Genomic DNA, 15,348 nt, shown 5'->3' with positions numbered 1-15,348 from the left:
CTTATGCCACGACACGCTGACTGGCGATAAACCTTTCATACCAGAACCCGCGAGGCGCGATCCCCCGCTCGCACAACGCCGTAGATATCGCATTGACCATCGGCGGCGGCCCGCACAGATAGATATCGACGTCGCCATTATTAAGCATGGCATCATCAAGATGCGCAGTGACAAAACCACGCCGTGGACATGCGCTCTGCGCGTCGGCAACCACGGGCAGCCAGCGACAGCCTGGTAGCTGGCCGATACAGGCCTCCAGAACGTCGGTTTTCACCAGGTCGCAATCACGATTCACGCCATACAGCAACGTCACAGGCCGGGTGCTTCCCTGCGCAACCAGCGTTTGCAGCATTGATAACAGTGGAGCTAAGCCGGTTCCGCCCGCCAGCATAAGCAGCGGACGATCGCCGCCGCGCAAATAAAAACTGCCCATCGGGCCGCTCAGGGTCAGACGATCGCCAGGGCGCGCGCGCTGCGTCAGCCACTGGCTCATAAGCCCGCCTGGCACGTTGCGGATCAGAAAGCGGCCTTCCACTTCGCCCGGGCGTGAGCTGAATGAATAGGTGCGAACCTGCGAGGTCTCCGGAACCTGAATATGAACGTACTGTCCGGGCAGAAAAGCCAGGGCTTCGTCCAGTTTAACCACCAGCTCAATTGTCGTATCAGAGAGTAAACGAATCTGCCGGACTTCAGCGCCAACGGTGGTCAGCATGGTTTTGCACTGTGCCGCCGCCACCGGAACATCAATGACGCAATCACTGGTCGGCACCATCTGACAAGTCAGAACCTGACGCGCCGCCGCCTCCTCCGCACTGAGCGCGTCTTCAAGGTAATCCTCACCCATGCCATATTCACCGCTGACACAATGGCATTTACAGGTGCCGCAAACGCCATCCGAACAATCCATCGGCAGATTCACCTTCTGGCGATAGGCGGCGTCCAGTACTTTCTCTCCCGCGTGACACTGAATAAAACGGGTAATACCGTCCTCAAAATTGAGCGCTATATTGAAGGTCATAGGCACCTCTTAAATATGGTAAACATCAATCACCTGACGAATGTAATCGTTATTCAGACGCACGGTTTTACGGGTAATTAACGGTTTGCCGTCGCTTTCAGCCAGCGTGCACCAGGTGGAACCAAACCACGCATCGGTATGCTGGTATCGGTGACAATAGGTTACCCAGTTGTAGCGCACCTCAACGCCCTGCCCGCTGTGGCCAAGCAGTTCAATGTTGCTGATCATATGGGTGGTGCGCGGCTCGGGAGTACTGGCTCCGGAACGCTCGGTTTTAATCCGGTAAACCCGATCTTCAAGCCCCTCGCGGCTGGGGTAATAAATCAACGAAATTTCGCGCTGCGGATCGTCAGTCAGCTTGTCGTCATCGCCCCAGGCGGGCATCCAGTACACGACCCTGGGACTGTAGCAATTCAGCCATTCATCCCACTGCCGGTCATCCAGCAGTCGGGCTTCGTAATAAAGAAACTGGCGAACCTGTTCGATCGTCAACATCAGGCCACCTCCACGCGTTGAGTGATCGACTGCTCGTAACGCTGTTGCTCCTTTTCCACCGCCCTGAGCATCACGTTTTGCCAGTGATGGTGGTGCGCGATATACAGCGCCTCATCTTCCGATTTTACGCCGCTGAGCAGCGGACTGAATCCCGCCTGCCGCGCATGGTCGTCCGGCCCGTCGACCCAGTGCAGTGCGCCGCGACTGAGGTCGCTCCACGCCAGGTTTTCACCAAGGTAGCCGCGCTGGCAGGCGCTGAACTCTTCAAGATCATCCGGCGTTCCCATGCCGCTGACGTTAAAAAAGTCTTCATACTGACGGATACGCAGCGCCCGTGCCTGGTCTGACTCGCCTTTCGGCGCAAAGCACCAGATAGTTACCTCGGTTTTATCCACTGCGATCGGGCGGATCACGCGTATCTGCGTCGAGAATTGATCCATCAGATAAACGTTGGGATAGAGGCATAAATTGCGCGTTTCGTTGACCATCTGGTCGGCGCGGGACTCACCGAATTCAGCCTGCAAACGGTCGCGCTGCGGATAGATCGGACGGACTTCCGGATTCAGCAGCCGGGTCCACAGCAACATATGACCGTTATCAAAACCGTAACCGCCGCCGACGCTCTTCGACCAACCGTTAGCATCAACGGCATGCGTTCCTTCCGCGGCGTAGTTACGGCGCGACATGGTTGAGGCGTAGTTCCAGTGCACCACGCTCACGTGATAGCCATCAGCACCGTTTTCGGCCCCCAGTTTCCAGTTGCCCTCATAGATATAGCTGGACGACCCGTTAAGTACCTCCAGCCCTTCCGCTGCCTGATCGACAATGAGGTCGATAATCTTGCACGTTTCGCCAAGGTACTCTTCGAGCGGCTGTACTTCTGCATTCAGGCTGCCGAACAGGAATCCACGATAGGATTGAAACCGCGGCAGTTGCTTTAAATCGTGGGAACCTTCATGTTTGAAGGTATTCGGATAGCCGCCGGTGCTTTCATCTTTGGCTTTTAATAGTTTGCCATTATTGCTGAATGTCCAGCCGTGGAACGGGCAGGTAAATGAGTTTTTATTACCGGTTTTGCGTCGACATAACATCGCTCCGCGATGGGCGCAGCTATTAATTAATGCATGAAGTTGATGTTTTTTGTCGCGGGTGATAATAACCGGCTGACGGCCAAGCGTCAGGGTATAATAATCACCCGGCTCTGCAATTTGACTCTCATGGGCGAGAAATACCCAATTCCCTTCGAAAATATACTTCATTTCCAGATCAAATAACTGCCGATCGGTAAATATTGAACGATGGCAACGATATATATGCTTTTCACGGTCAACCATTAGTGCATTGCTGATTTTATCTTTTAATGTTGTGAAGAAATTTTTCATGAGCGAATCCTCCTGCGTAATCCAGGAATAAAACTGTTGTGAACCGGTAATTTCAGGAATTTCTCCGATCGCGACAGGATCGGAGAAAATAATTAGCGCCGCGCCTTACTCTTGCGCACGCTGGCGCGTTCCGCGCCGCTCTTCATCGGGGCTAAGCGCTTTGCACAGGGTAAAATCAAAGCGTACTTCGGTATGTTCCCCCTCCAGTCCGCGTTGCTGAATAAGCGCACGATCAGTCACCTTAACCGGATCGGCAATCAGACCATCACGGGTGGCGAAAGCGAAGTCATCCCACAGGTATTTATCGCCATTGAGATTTATCTGACTGGTCAGATGCTTATAGCCCGGCGCGGAAACGAAGAAGTGGATATGCGCCGGACGATTACCGTGGCGACCTAACCGATCCAGCAACGTTTGGGTCGGCCCATCCGGCGGGCAGCCATAGCCGGATGGCAGGATGCTACGTACGCTATAACGACCATCAGCCGTGGTACGAATACGGCGTCGCAGGTTGTATTCGCTCTGGCTTTGATCGAAGAAAGAATAGTTGCCGAGGGTATTGGCGTGCCAGATATCGACAATGGCATTGGCGACCGGCTGGCCCTGGGTATCTTTCACCTGACCGTACAGCCACATCACTTCCCCGGCATCTTTGCCATCATCCATGCGAGTATATCCCTCCGCCAGCGGCGCGTTAGCTACATACAGGGGCCCTTCAATCGTCCGTGGCGTCCCGGCTTCACGCTGCGCTGCGGCATCAATGGCATCCTGACGCAGATCGAGGAAGTGCTCCAGGCCAAGACCCGCGGCCAGCAGTGCCGCTTCCTGGCGGCCACCTAATTCATGCAGATAATTTACCGCGTGCCAGAACTCTTCCTCTGTCACGTTATACTCATCAATCAGCGTACAAATATTTTCCAGCAGTTGGTGAATAATGGATTTAAAACGCTCATCGCCGCCAGTGGTATTTAAACCCGCACTGTCACGTAATAATTTTTGCACGGCGTCTTGTTGGACAAATATATTATTCATAATCATGCTCACTTTTAATTGTAGGGTATGCGCCAGGTTTCCCTGGCACGAGGTCAGATAGTGTTTATTTTAGCGATCGTCCTGGCGAATTGATGAGGGGTGACGGCAAAGCGCCTCGACGCGAATTTGCATAAAGGAATATAATGGTAAAGCCATTAAAATTTGATGCAGTTCATCCACATCCTGGACGTCAAAAATACTGACGTTGGCGTACAGACCGGCGACACGCCAGATATGTCGCCACTTGCCTTCCCGCTGTAATTGCTGTGAATAGTTTTTTTCCCGCAGTTTAATCTCCTCTATTTCATCGGCTGGTAATCCCGGCGGAATATTCACGGTCATCTCGACTTTAAATAACATGATGATCCTCCATTACACTTTGCGGCTATAAAAGCGCAATTTTTCTTCATCCAGCTCAACACCGAGCCCCGGCGTTTGCGGCAGAACGACCTGCCCTTCGGCAAACGTTAGCGGGACGCTGACCACGTCATCCTTGAGCAACAGAGGGCCAAACATCTCGGTACCCCACTGAAGCGGCAGTGTTGACCAGGCATGGAGCGACGCCACGGTGCCGACGGTCCCTTCGAGCATGGTACCGCCATACAACCCGATCCCCGCCGCCTGCGCCACTCTGGCTAACGCCAGTATGCTGTTTGGCCCGCCTGCTTTAGCAATCTTCAGCGCATATGCTCCGCAGAACCCTTGCTGAGCCAACCGATAGCCGTCGTAGTGAGTCGCGACGGCTTCATCGGCCAACATGGCGGTGTCGATGTGCTGACTGAGTCGCACCAGCGCGGCGCTATCCTGGGCGCTGACCGGCTGTTCAATCAGGTCTATCCCCATCGCCGCCAGTTCACGACACCCCTTTGCCGCCACGGTGGCATCCCATGCCTGATTGACGTCAACGCGAATACTGGCCCGATCGCCCAGCGCCTCAACAATTGCCCGGGTATGTCGCAGATCGGTCGTCAGCTCGCGAGCGCCAATTTTTAACTTAAATGCCTGATGGCGACCTTCCGCCAGCATTCTTTCGCCTTCCGCAATATCTTTCTCTGTATCGCCGCTTGCCAGCGTCCACAGTACCGGTAGCGTGGTTGTCAGCGCCCCGCCCAGCAGAGCCGAAACCGGCATATTCAGCGCCTTACCCTGCGCATCCAGCACCGCGGTTTCGATGGCTGATTTGGCGAACGTGTTGCCTTTAATGGCGCGGTTCATCCGCTCGGTCAGGGCATTGAGATTATCGGCTGGCTGGCCCTTCAGCAACGGCGTCAGATAATCGTTAATCGCCGACGCGATCCCTTCCGGGCTTTCAGCGCCGTAGCTCAGACCGCCGATGGTGGTGGCTTCGCCAATCCCGCAAATGCCATCCGAGCGCGTCATGCGGATTATCACCAGCGTCTGACAGCCCATTGTGGCCATGGAGAGTTTGTGCGGGCGAATCGTCGGAACATCTACCAGCCAGTGTTCAATTCGTTCAATGGTCGCGGTCATCTTGTTTACCTGCTCATAAAATACATAACTTTTCATGCCCCTGAACATAACGTGGGGTAACGGTGCTTTTGACAATAGGTCTGCATGATGGAGACGGTCAACGGCGATAATCGAAATGTTGTGCGATTATCGACGCACATGTTAAATCGAGGTTAATAGTGTGATCGTTGTGGTAAAACCAGCACAAGGAATCGCCACGTTTTTTACCCGCGATATAGTGATGTTCCATGAGCGGTGTCTTCCATTATTAAAGAGGGGTTATATGCGAGAAAAAAAACCAGATGCTCTCATCGCCTGTCAGCTGGAGCACAACCCTAATTTTATGTTATCGCTGGCGCGGGGGCTTGAAGTCCTGAGCGCTTTCACCCCTCAGCGTCAGCGCCTGACCATCTCCCAGCTCAGCCAGAAAACGCAGATCTCCCGGGCCGCGGTGCGTCGCTGTCTTTATACCCTCGCCGCACTCGGTATGGTGCATAGCCCGGATGGACGCAGCTATGAACTGCTGCCGCGCGTACTGGCGGTTGGCCACGCCTACCTTGCCGGTACGCCGCTGGCAAAAGCGGCGCAGAGTACGCTGGATAATCTTGGTAAAACCCTCGGGGAAACCTGCTCTGCCGCCACTTTAGATGGCGATAACGTGTTGTATATTGCCCGCGCGGCGGTTAATAATCTGCTGAGCGTGGATATTGGGCGGGGGAGTCGTTTACCGGCGTGGGCCACTTCAATGGGGCGCGTCCTGCTGAGTGCCCTGCCGGAAGCGCAGCTTGAGGTGACGCTGTCACGTGCGAACCTGATTCGCTATACTCCGCATACGCTTTGCGACGCCTCAGGATTACGCGAAGAGATCGCCAGAGTGCGCATGCAGGGCTATGCCCTCGCTGACCGACAAATCGAGGTGGGGCTATGTTCCCTGGCGGTACCGCTGCTCTCCCGTAGCGGTCAGGTCATGGCGGCGCTTAACGTGGGTGTTCCGGCGGGATGTACCAACGCCAGCGCACTGAAAGAAAAGGCCCTTGCACCGCTGCGACGGGCAGCGATGGAGCTCTCTCTTCAGCTCTGAAGGGGAAAATTCAACGTCAGCGTTTCTCCCCATGCGTCCGCTGAATTGCCGCGCAAAATGCGCACCGCCATTACTTTCCCGCTTCGAGATGGGTATCAAACGCCGCCATCACCGCCGCCAGTTCTGCTTCGCTAAAACCATATTTAGCGTCATTCACGCCGAGATCAAAGTGACTGTGCAGGGCGTCATACAGCGCCGGGACATCCGGGAAATCCATCTTCTCAACCACATGGTTTTTGTCCCAGCGGGTAAAGTGGAAATTGGTTAACGTCATTTTGCCACCGTCCGGCAAATGGCGGCACATCAGCAGATGGTGGCGGAAGTGCGATTGCGGCCAGTGCGCCGACCAGAAATTGCCCATCACATAGTCAGACGCATACTGGCGACCCAAATCAAAATGGTACATCGACTGCCAGTGACCATGATGACAAAACTGCAACGTCCACTCGTCCGCTTCATAAATCAGGCGATATTCGCCGTGCGGCGTGGCTTGTTCAATATCAGCCAGCAGTTTAATCGGCGCGGTCAGGGTCTGACCACCAAAACCGACATCGGCAATCCAGCGTTCGCCGTCAACCTCCACCAGCAGCAGGCGATGGGTGCGCGGCGGCATATGCGGTGGACTGGCCAGTACCACCCGCCCCAACAAACTGCGAACATGAAAACCCATCTCTCGCAGCGCTCTCTCGAATAGGCCGTTTTGCTCAAAGCAGTAGCCGCCACGTCGGGCATGAATCAGTTTCTCTTCCAGCGTCCGATCGTCGAGATGCATCTCTCTGGGCAGTAAAACATCCAGATTCTCAAAGGGGATGGCGCAATTATGGTGGAGATGCAATTCACGCAGAGTGTGAATGGACACATCCGCCCTCGCCATCCAGCCCAGCCGGGAAAAATACGCGCTTAAAAATGGACTCATCAATCTCTCCAGCAATCGGTGTCCGATATTTATAGCTTATTTTTCCACCCGACCGTGTTTTTTGTTCAACGGCTTCTACCCCCGGGAGCCTCGCTGCATCAATGCCAGCGCGCTGAGCATTAACCCAAGACCGGTAAACAGCGTCAGTGAGGCCATCGCCATTCCTTGCCCTACCGACCCCTGTTCAAACTGACGCCAGATAAATACCGCCACAGTTTGCGTTCCGGCCGGCGCCAGCAGCAGGGAGGTCACCAGCTCGCGGGAGGCGATGGCAAACACCATCAACATCGCCGCCAGTAGTGCCGGAAATACCAACGGCAGCACGATCAAACGCAGTGCCTGCAACGGCGAAGCGCCGTGCACCCGTGCCGCAGGTTCAAGATTATTGCCCAACTGGCGCAGCGCACTGCCGACATAACGCACGGGCCAGGGCAGCAACAGGCAACAATAGGAAAGCAGCAACATAAACCCGGTGTTATAAGGTGAAACCGGCCAGAATGGCTGATTCCACAGCAGAATAAGTCCGACGCCCACCACCACTCCGGGCAGCGCCGCGGGCAATAGTGATAATGCATCGATAATCGCGCTCCCTTTCATTTTTTGTACCTGCACCAGCCAGGCGGCCAGTAAGCCAATAAGGCCGACGATCAATGCTGAGGCCAGCGCCAGAGAGAGACTGGTTCCCAGCGCTGACAGCGCGTCGCCCTGCTGAGCAAACAACGCGTCGAAATGGCGAAAGGTAAAGTTGTCACGGTGCAGACCGCCAGATAACGTTCCCGTCAGGCTGGTCAGCAGCATGGAGGCCTCGGGCAGCGCGACCGCAAGGCCGCCAACGCAGGCCATCAGCAGCACTGCCGGCGTGACCAGCCAGCCCAGATCCGCGCCGCTATTTTCTCCGGGTTTGCCAATCACGCTGGTCACCTCTGTATCGCCAACCAGCCGCTTTTGCAGCCACCATGCCAGCAGCGCCACCGCAATCAGCAATAACGACAGCAGCGAGGCGCCGGGCAGATCGATGGGCCAGTCGGCGAGTTTTTTCTCTATCCCGACAGTGAGCATCACCAGCCCCGCCCGTGACCCAAGCGCCGCCGGAACGCCGTATTCTTCAATCGCCAGGGTAAAGGCCAGCAGCATCCCCGCCGCCAGCGCGGGGGAAAGCATCGGCAACGTAATGTGCCAGAACGCCCGCCATGCGCTGGCTCCGTGGACTCTGGCCACTATCGCCAGTCGTTGGCCGCTGACCAGCAGACTGCGGGAAACCGCAAAATAGATCACCGGGAAGATATTGAGGGTCATCACCAGTACGATCCCGTAGCGGCTGAAAAGCAGATCGTTGAGATCCCAGCCGGTCAATTGTTGCAGATAGCCATTGCTTTGCAGCATTAACGTCCATGACAACGCGGCAATATAGGGCGGCGTAAGAAACGGGATCAGAAACAATACATCCCACAGACGCGGGAGTGGCAGATTGAATAATCCGCGCAGCACGCCCAGCGGCAGGCCAATCAGCATGCTCATCAGCGCCACGCCACTGGCCACCCAAAGCGTACCGCCAAGCATCGTCGGCAGTTGCGGGTCGGCGAGCAGCGCTGATATGCCGCTCAACGCCCCAGTCAGTCTACCGGCGCTGAACTGGGGAAAAATCGCCTGAAGAAGAATAAAGAAAAGCGGTAACGCTACCAGCACCAGTAGCGCCGTCAACGTGATGCCGGAAATCAGTTTCTGTTTCACGGTATATTCCTGAAAATACGCGACGCCTCCGGCAACGCTGGCCCGGATAAAAATCCCGCTCTCGGTAGCGAAGACGTAAACTTTATTGTGCGAAAAGCGTATTAAAGCGAGCAAGCACAGCGCGGCGTTCGCTGTTGCCATCGCTGACGGTTGGCAGAATTTTCAGTTCATCAAGCGGTGGGCGTTTCGCCTGAATATCACTACGGGCGGGCATCAGCCAGGCGTCGGCAACCATCGTCTGCCCCTCCGGCGACAGGACATAATCGACAAAGGCTTTGGCATCGTCAGCATGCTGTGTGGTTTTGAGGATCATCATCGGACGCGGGGCCGTCACCGTACCGCTGGCCGGGAAAATCACCTTCAATGATTCCCCCTGATGGATATTGCCATAAGAGACATAGTCCACCGCGCCGAACACCGCCGCTTTTGCCCCCTGCATCACCGGCGTGACCGCCTGGGCATTTGGCCCGCTGATCACCATGCCGTTCTTCTTCAGGTCGGCAAACAGTGTCCAGGCCTTTTCGCCCATGCCATTCTGTAAGCCGATCAGCAGATCCAGCGAGGCGCCGGAGAGTGCCGGATCGGGCGTCGTCACGTTGTCTTTGAAGGCGGGTTCGGTGAGATCCCGCCACTCCTTCGGCTCCGGGGTGCCGCTTTTGGTATTCCAGACGATCCCCAGCGCAGCAATACCTTGTGCAACATAATCGCTACTTTTCAGGTTTGCCGGAACCTTATCGGCATTGGCGCTCTCATATGGCAGCAGCCAGCCGCGGTTATGCAAATCCTCTGCGGTATCCCAGGAGGCGGAGATCAGCACATCCGCCTGTGGGTTAGCCTGTTCGGCTTCAAGTCGCGCCATCACCTTGCCGGTCGTGGCCTGAAAAATATTCACCTTCACGCCGGTTTTCTTCTCATAACCGCTGGCAAGTTTTTTCGCCAGGGAGCCCGGACCGGCGGTATATACGGTGAGCGCATGGGCGCTGGATATCATGGTGGCCGATAACATAATCGCGAACGCAACTCCTTTCTTAACGGTGATAACGGTTTTCATGCGAGTTCCCCTGAGGATGACGTAACGGTACGGACGGCGGCAATGCTGCCCGCAGAGAGATGAATAATCTTGTCGGCTAACAGTTCAGCTTCGCGGCGATCGTGGGTGACGTAAACGGCAGTGATGCCAAGCTGACGCAGCAGGCGACTCATTTCCACGCACAGCGACTCGCGCAGTTCGCTGTCGAGATTGGAAAGCGGCTCATCGAACAGCAGTACACGCGGTTCCGCAACGATGGCGCGAGCCAGAGCGATCCGCTGCTGCTGACCGCCGGAAAGCGCGGACGGTTTCCGATCCGCAAACCCGTTCAGCCCAACCATTGCCAGCGCCTCATCGACTCGCTTGTGTCGTTGGTGACGCGCAACGCCGCGCATACGCAGCGGAAAAGCCACATTCTGCGCGGCCGTCATATGCGGCCACAGGGCATAATCCTGAAAAACCATGCCGAGATCGCGCTTCTCCGGCGGCATTCCCCAGCCGCTTTTCGCCACCAGACGATCCCCGAAGTGAATCGTGCCGCTGGCCGGTACGATGAGCCCGGCTAACAGTCGCAGCAGCGTGCTTTTGCCGCAACCAGATGGCCCCAGCAACGCGACAATGCTGCCCGCATTGATATGCAGATCGAGCTGATTAAGAACGGTATTGGCGCCGAAGGCGAAAGAAATGCCGTCAAGTTTGATCGTGGTAAGCGTGCGCACAATCATCCTCCCCCCAGGAAAAATGATGTTCTACCCGCGGTCAACACCCGCAGGCCCACGCTCACCTGTGACAAATACAGGGGAGCTAACATATTGTTATCCTCTTTGGGACTTTGTGATGCCGACTATAGGGCGACTGTATGACGTATTGATTACATTTCCATTGCGGATTAACGTGTTGTCTGGCATCAGCCCAATTTATCAAGGAACGCATATGAGCCGTTTTCGCCACGTGGAACTCCAGTACGCCAGCCGCCTGCTTAACCATGGTCCGACCATTCTGATCACCAGCTATGACACGCGTTCCCAGCGCCGCAATGTGATGGCCGCCGCGTGGTCGATGCCCGTGGAGTTTGCGCCTCCGAGACTGGCGATTGTGGTGGATAAAAGTGCCTGGACGCGAGAGATTATTGAGCGCAACGGCACCTTCGGCATCGTTGTTCCTGGGGTGGAGGCCGCCAGCTGGACGTATGCCGTCGGTAGCATCAGCGGGCGTGATGAAGATAAATTTAACGCTTACGGCATTCCGGTCGTGCAGGGCCCGGAACTGGGATTACCGCTGATTGAAGAGAAGTGTCTGGCGTGGATGGAGTGTCGGCTATTGCCGTCAACGGCGGCCATGGAGCAGTACGACACATTGTTTGGCGAAGTGGTTTCCGCCGCCGCCGATGAACGCGCCTTTGTCACCGGACGCTGGCAGTTCGACGATGATAAAATCAATACATTGCATCATCTCGGTACCGGGAATTTTGTCGCCAGCGGCCGCCACGTGCGGGCCAATACCCCGGAAGCGTAGCCGCAAACAGGGCAAACGTTAACCCGGAGAGAGGCACGGCACTCTCCGCGGAACGGCTGTATAGCCAAATCATCAACTCAGAAAGGAACTCGCGATGAGCATACCGCAGACTCAGGCTCAGGCTCAGCTACTGGAAGCTATTGAGAAAAACTTTGCTAAATTAGCCGGTTATCTGGCGCATATCCCTGAAGATAAAACGGAGGAAAAGACCCTTCCCGGCCATGCGCAAGGTACCATGATGAGCGTTCGCGATCTGGTTTGTTACCTGCTGGGATGGAACGAACTGGTTCTCAAATGGCTGGCGCACGACGCTGCACAACAGCCCATCGACTTCCCGGAGACCGACTTTAAATGGAACCAGCTCGGGCTGCTGGCGCAAAAGTTCTACCTCGATTACCCTTCGCTGGACTACCCTTCGCTGCTGACCGCCCTGCATCAGGCGAAACGGCAAATTATCGCCCACATTGCAGCACGTAACGACGACGCGCTCTACGCGCATCCCTGGTATGGCAAGTGGACGCTGGGGCGGATGATTTCACTGAATACCTCATCGCCTTATACCAACGCCTGCGCCCGATTGCGTCAGTGGGCAAAGGAACAACATGTATCCTTAAAATAATGCCGGTTTTTAACACGAACGCGGTAGACAATACGCCCATGTTGAGCGCCATAACCGGGAAGCCCGCGATTACATGCTGTAGCCGGGCTTCTTAATCAATTGCGCCATCTGTGGGGCGATGTCGCTGTCCCAGACCTGCTGCCAGTCGCTCGGTTCAATCTGTTTCAGGGCCACGCTCACCGAACTTTCTTTGCTGTTCAGATGGCGAATCAACACCTCGGTAATCTCGGCGGCCAGCGCCGTTTTTTGTTCATCATTCAGATCGCGGGGAAAACATTTAATATCCACATGCGGCATAGCAGGCTCCTTTATTATCAGAATAATAAAACTATCATAGCAGGCAACGTTTGATTCTCTTTTTATATTTTAAATTCGTTCCGTGCGGCATTTCGTTGCCCCTGCCGGAGACGTTGATTATATGCTTTGCGTGGTAGATCCGTTGCTTCGCATCCAGCGCCTGCGAAGCAGCGAGCTTTTAGTAGGTGATCCCTGGTGGATTGACCTGCGACTGTGTCACCTCTTCGCCCTTCTCGCCCCAGCGGGCCAGTATCTTCTGGTACTCTCCACGAGCAATAGCGCCATTTAACGCCGCCTGAAGGGCATACACCAGCCCGTTTCCCTTTTTAGTGGTGGTCGCAACATAGGCTTTCTTCGGTCCCAGCCCAACGACTTTCGTTTTGCCGCTTAACGCGGTTTTATAAGCCGCCGTCGACTGAGGCCCAAAGAAAACATCAGCCCGCCCGGACTGAATATAGAGGTTGCCTGAAGCATCATCGGTTAAATAAACCGGTAGCGCAGGTTGACGCCCGGCGGCTTTGTTTTCGGCATTCCAGCCAAGCAAAATCCGCTCCTGATTCGTTCCTGAACCGACAATCACTTTTTTACCGGCGAGATCCGCCGGACCGCTGATGTGGCTAATATCGCTGGTTGATTTAACAGAAAAAGCCAATGAATCGACGCGATAAGTCGCAAAATCAAATTTCTCTTTGCGCTGCTCGGTCACGGCGATATTGACTAACGCCACGTCATAACGCCCGGCAGCGATCCCCAGCGGCCAGTCTTCCCAGGCGGTGGGCACCAGTTTCAGTTTGAGTCCAAGGCTCCCGGCCAGCAGCCGGGCAATATCGGGATCGCTGCCAATACGCGTGCGATTATCGCTGGCCAGAAGCGCCAGCGGCGGTGAATTAAGCGCCGAAATAGCCACCGTCAGCGTACCCGGCTCAACAAATTTATAGTTTGCCGGGATCTTCGCGATCGCCTGCTCATCGCGGATGACCGGTAGCGGCTGTTCATTGGCGCGCAGATCGATGGCTGCCTGCACGCCAGCAGACAGGGTGAAGAGCGCGAGCGCTAAAAGTCCTTTTTTCATGCCGGTAGCACCCTCGATAAAAATTGCCGTGTACGCTGCTGCTGAGGATGGTTCAGCACTTCATCGCTGCTGCCCTGCTCAACAATTTTTCCGTCAACCATAAACACCACCTGATCCGCCACCTCTTTAGCAAAACCAATTTCATGCGTCACCACGACAAGAGTAGTACCGGAGCGCGCCAGCTTTTTAATAACATCCAGCACTTCGCCCACCAGCTCTGGATCAAGCGCGGAAGTCGGTTCATCGAACAGAATAACCCGAGGGTTGAGCGCCAGCGCTCTGGCAATTGCGATACGCTGCTGCTGGCCGCCGGAAAGGTGCCGCGACCAGGCATCGGCTTTATCGCGCAACCCCACCACATCCAGCAGTTTATACGCCTGCTCGACCGCCTCTTTACGGGTCGCCTTTTTATGGGCGACAGGCGCTTCAATCAGGTTTTCCAGCACCGTCAGGTGCGGAAACAAATTGAAATTTTGAAACACATAGCCGACGTTGATCCTTTGCCGAAGAATATCTTTCTCCTTTAACTCATATAGCTTGTCGCCTTTACGTCGGTAGCCGATATAGTCGCCATCAATCTGGATAAAGCCTTCATCAACGCGCTCCAGATGATTAATCGTCCGTAGCAACGTCGATTTTCCCGAACCCGATGGTCCAAGGATCACCGTAACCGTGCCGGGTTTGATTTCCAACGACACATCGTCCAGCGCTTTATGGCGGCCAAAATATTTACTGACGCCGGTAATGGAGATATGACCATTAAGAGAGTTGGACATGAGCAGGCTCCTGCGGTTGTGAGCGACGAATGGATTCAATACGACGGCTACCACGGGCGCTATTGACAGCAGAACGACGCTCACTGCGCGCCAGACCGCGTTCGACCAGATACTGAATTAGCGACAGCACACTGGTGATAGCCAGATACCAGGCAGCACCGACCATCAGCAGCGGAATAACTTCCTGCGTGCGGTTGTAGATCATCTGGATGGTATAAAACAGTTCCGGCATCGCCAGCACGTAGACCATCGCCGTCCCTTTGGCGAGGCTGATAATTTCATTAAAACCCGCAGGTAAAATGGTGCGCAGCGCCTGCGGAAGGATGATGCGCAGAGTGCGGCGGCTGGCCGAAAGCCCCAGTGCCGCAGCGGCTTCATACTGGCCGTGATCGACGCCAAGGAAGCCCCCGCGAATAATTTCAGCGGTATAGGCGCTTTGCACCAGCGTTAGCCCAACAACGGCGGTAGAAAACTGCCCCAGCACGTTAATAGTGTCGTAGCTGGCCCAGCTTATACTGGTAAACGGGATGCCTATTGATAACTTGTCGTAAAGATAAGAGAAGTTGTAGAGAATAATCAGCACCACAATCAGTGGCAGTGAACGGAACAGCCAGATATAGCCCCAGGCGAGGCTGCTTAACAACCACGAACTGGAGAGACGGGCCAGCGCCAGCAGCCCGCCTAAAATTACGCTGAGTATCGTAGCCACAAGAGTCAGCAGTAGAGTCTGCCCCAGCCCCTCAAGGATCACCGGGTCAAAGAACCAGTGGGCGAAGACGCCCCACTCCCAGCGAGAGTTAAAGGCTACGGACTGAATCACGACCGCCAGCACCAGTAAAGCCAGCGCCGCTCCCACTGCCCGCAACGGATAGCGCGCGGGAACAACTTTAATTGTTTCATGAGTATACATATTG

The 15,348-nt window shown here is 55.3% G+C and carries 17 protein-coding genes; 3 read left to right on the top strand and 14 right to left on the bottom strand.

The window, feature by feature from the left end; all coding sequences use genetic code 11:
- Position 1: 1 nt before the first annotated feature.
- The 6 genes from benC to ABK821_RS14360 all read right to left on the bottom strand — a co-directional run bounded on the left by benC (position 2) and on the right by ABK821_RS14360 (position 5,466).
- The gene (benC, locus tag ABK821_RS14385; RefSeq protein WP_343178391.1) at positions 2-1,018 is read right to left on the bottom strand and encodes a benzoate 1,2-dioxygenase electron transfer component BenC; all 1,017 of its coding nucleotides are present in this window, start codon (positions 1,016-1,018) and stop codon (positions 2-4) included.
- Between the two features lie 9 nt (positions 1,019-1,027).
- Positions 1,028-1,513: a benzoate 1,2-dioxygenase small subunit gene (gene benB, locus ABK821_RS14380; RefSeq protein WP_142501930.1), complete on the bottom strand. Its 486-nt coding sequence runs from the start codon at positions 1,511-1,513 to the stop codon at positions 1,028-1,030.
- Positions 1,513-2,895, bottom strand: a complete 1,383-nt coding sequence (locus ABK821_RS14375) for a Rieske 2Fe-2S domain-containing protein (RefSeq protein WP_138362272.1) — start codon at positions 2,893-2,895, stop codon at positions 1,513-1,515. The genes benB and ABK821_RS14375 overlap by 1 nt, the downstream gene beginning before the upstream one ends.
- A gap of 105 nt (positions 2,896-3,000) precedes the next feature.
- Positions 3,001-3,927, bottom strand: a complete 927-nt coding sequence (gene catA / locus ABK821_RS14370; protein WP_138362271.1) for a catechol 1,2-dioxygenase — start codon at positions 3,925-3,927, stop codon at positions 3,001-3,003.
- Between the two features lie 69 nt (positions 3,928-3,996).
- Positions 3,997-4,287, bottom strand: coding sequence for a muconolactone Delta-isomerase (catC, locus tag ABK821_RS14365; protein WP_138362270.1), 291 nt, complete (start codon positions 4,285-4,287; stop codon positions 3,997-3,999).
- A 12-nt stretch (positions 4,288-4,299) separates the two neighbouring features.
- Entirely contained in the window at positions 4,300-5,466 is a 1,167-nt protein-coding gene (locus ABK821_RS14360) for a muconate cycloisomerase family protein (RefSeq protein ID WP_343178410.1), read from the bottom strand.
- Between the two features lie 214 nt (positions 5,467-5,680).
- On the opposite strand from ABK821_RS14360, the gene ABK821_RS14355 reads away from it, so the two are divergent.
- Entirely contained in the window at positions 5,681-6,478 is a 798-nt protein-coding gene (locus tag ABK821_RS14355; protein ID WP_395033971.1) for an IclR family transcriptional regulator C-terminal domain-containing protein, read from the top strand.
- A gap of 70 nt (positions 6,479-6,548) precedes the next feature.
- On the opposite strand, the gene nhoA is transcribed toward ABK821_RS14355, so the two are convergent.
- The 4 genes from nhoA to ABK821_RS14335 form a co-directional block, all read right to left on the bottom strand.
- Positions 6,549-7,394, bottom strand: a complete 846-nt coding sequence (gene nhoA, locus ABK821_RS14350) for an N-hydroxyarylamine O-acetyltransferase (RefSeq protein ID WP_343178392.1) — start codon at positions 7,392-7,394, stop codon at positions 6,549-6,551.
- A gap of 75 nt (positions 7,395-7,469) precedes the next feature.
- Positions 7,470-9,125 carry an iron ABC transporter permease gene (locus tag ABK821_RS14345; RefSeq protein ID WP_343178393.1) on the bottom strand — a complete coding sequence of 552 codons (1,656 nt, stop codon included), beginning with the start codon at positions 9,123-9,125 and terminating at the stop codon, positions 7,470-7,472.
- A gap of 82 nt (positions 9,126-9,207) precedes the next feature.
- Entirely contained in the window at positions 9,208-10,176 is a 969-nt protein-coding gene (locus tag ABK821_RS14340; protein WP_138362265.1) for an ABC transporter substrate-binding protein, read from the bottom strand.
- Positions 10,173-10,877: an ABC transporter ATP-binding protein gene (locus tag ABK821_RS14335; protein WP_343178412.1), complete on the bottom strand. Its 705-nt coding sequence runs from the start codon at positions 10,875-10,877 to the stop codon at positions 10,173-10,175. Before ABK821_RS14335 ends, ABK821_RS14340 begins: the two co-directional genes overlap by 4 nt.
- A 211-nt stretch (positions 10,878-11,088) precedes the next feature.
- On the opposite strand from ABK821_RS14335, the gene ABK821_RS14330 reads away from it, so the two are divergent.
- Positions 11,089-11,670 carry a flavin reductase family protein gene (locus ABK821_RS14330; RefSeq protein ID WP_138362263.1) on the top strand — a complete coding sequence of 194 codons (582 nt, stop codon included), beginning with the start codon at positions 11,089-11,091 and terminating at the stop codon, positions 11,668-11,670.
- A gap of 94 nt (positions 11,671-11,764) precedes the next feature.
- Positions 11,765-12,289 carry a ClbS/DfsB family four-helix bundle protein gene (locus ABK821_RS14325; RefSeq protein WP_343178394.1) on the top strand — a complete coding sequence of 175 codons (525 nt, stop codon included), beginning with the start codon at positions 11,765-11,767 and terminating at the stop codon, positions 12,287-12,289.
- A 69-nt stretch (positions 12,290-12,358) separates the two neighbouring features.
- Here the strand turns inward: ABK821_RS14325 and pptA are convergent, their stop codons facing one another.
- The 4 genes from pptA to ABK821_RS14305 form a co-directional block, all read right to left on the bottom strand.
- Positions 12,359-12,586: a tautomerase PptA gene (gene pptA, locus ABK821_RS14320; RefSeq protein WP_138362261.1), complete on the bottom strand. Its 228-nt coding sequence runs from the start codon at positions 12,584-12,586 to the stop codon at positions 12,359-12,361.
- Between the two features lie 178 nt (positions 12,587-12,764).
- The gene (locus tag ABK821_RS14315; RefSeq protein WP_138362260.1) at positions 12,765-13,658 is read right to left on the bottom strand and encodes an ABC transporter substrate-binding protein; all 894 of its coding nucleotides are present in this window, start codon (positions 13,656-13,658) and stop codon (positions 12,765-12,767) included.
- Positions 13,655-14,434, bottom strand: a complete 780-nt coding sequence (locus ABK821_RS14310; protein WP_138362259.1) for an amino acid ABC transporter ATP-binding protein — start codon at positions 14,432-14,434, stop codon at positions 13,655-13,657. The genes ABK821_RS14315 and ABK821_RS14310 overlap by 4 nt, the downstream gene beginning before the upstream one ends.
- Positions 14,418-15,344, bottom strand: a complete 927-nt coding sequence (locus ABK821_RS14305) for an amino acid ABC transporter permease (RefSeq protein WP_138362258.1) — start codon at positions 15,342-15,344, stop codon at positions 14,418-14,420. The genes ABK821_RS14310 and ABK821_RS14305 overlap by 17 nt, the downstream gene beginning before the upstream one ends.
- Between the last annotated feature and the right edge of the window lie 4 nt (positions 15,345-15,348).

The sequence above is a fragment of the Klebsiella sp. KE9456 genome (assembly GCF_043832615.1).
Taxonomy (GTDB): domain Bacteria; phylum Pseudomonadota; class Gammaproteobacteria; order Enterobacterales; family Enterobacteriaceae; genus Klebsiella; species Klebsiella indica.
Note: the sequence above shows the minus strand (reverse complement) of the source record. Positions and strands in the feature narration are given on the sequence as shown.

Excerpts from the sequence above, each read along its gene's own strand:
- benC (WP_343178391.1), bottom strand. The coding sequence starts at position 1,018 with ATGACCTTCAATATAGCGCTCAATTTTGAGGACGGTATTACCCGTTTT.
- benB (WP_142501930.1), bottom strand. The coding sequence starts at position 1,513 with ATGTTGACGATCGAACAGGTTCGCCAGTTTCTTTATTACGAAGCCCGA.
- ABK821_RS14375 (WP_138362272.1), bottom strand. The coding sequence starts at position 2,895 with ATGAAAAATTTCTTCACAACATTAAAAGATAAAATCAGCAATGCACTA.
- catA (WP_138362271.1), bottom strand. The coding sequence starts at position 3,927 with ATGAATAATATATTTGTCCAACAAGACGCCGTGCAAAAATTATTACGT.
- catC (WP_138362270.1), bottom strand. The coding sequence starts at position 4,287 with ATGTTATTTAAAGTCGAGATGACCGTGAATATTCCGCCGGGATTACCA.
- ABK821_RS14360 (WP_343178410.1), bottom strand. The coding sequence starts at position 5,466 with ATGTTCAGGGGCATGAAAAGTTATGTATTTTATGAGCAGGTAAACAAG.
- ABK821_RS14355 (WP_395033971.1), top strand. The coding sequence starts at position 5,681 with ATGCGAGAAAAAAAACCAGATGCTCTCATCGCCTGTCAGCTGGAGCAC.
- nhoA (WP_343178392.1), bottom strand. The coding sequence starts at position 7,394 with ATGAGTCCATTTTTAAGCGCGTATTTTTCCCGGCTGGGCTGGATGGCG.
- ABK821_RS14340 (WP_138362265.1), bottom strand. The coding sequence starts at position 10,176 with ATGAAAACCGTTATCACCGTTAAGAAAGGAGTTGCGTTCGCGATTATG.
- ABK821_RS14330 (WP_138362263.1), top strand. The coding sequence starts at position 11,089 with ATGAGCCGTTTTCGCCACGTGGAACTCCAGTACGCCAGCCGCCTGCTT.
- ABK821_RS14325 (WP_343178394.1), top strand. The coding sequence starts at position 11,765 with ATGAGCATACCGCAGACTCAGGCTCAGGCTCAGCTACTGGAAGCTATT.
- pptA (WP_138362261.1), bottom strand. The coding sequence starts at position 12,586 with ATGCCGCATGTGGATATTAAATGTTTTCCCCGCGATCTGAATGATGAA.
- ABK821_RS14315 (WP_138362260.1), bottom strand. The coding sequence starts at position 13,658 with ATGAAAAAAGGACTTTTAGCGCTCGCGCTCTTCACCCTGTCTGCTGGC.
- ABK821_RS14310 (WP_138362259.1), bottom strand. The coding sequence starts at position 14,434 with ATGTCCAACTCTCTTAATGGTCATATCTCCATTACCGGCGTCAGTAAA.
- ABK821_RS14305 (WP_138362258.1), bottom strand. The coding sequence starts at position 15,344 with ATGTATACTCATGAAACAATTAAAGTTGTTCCCGCGCGCTATCCGTTG.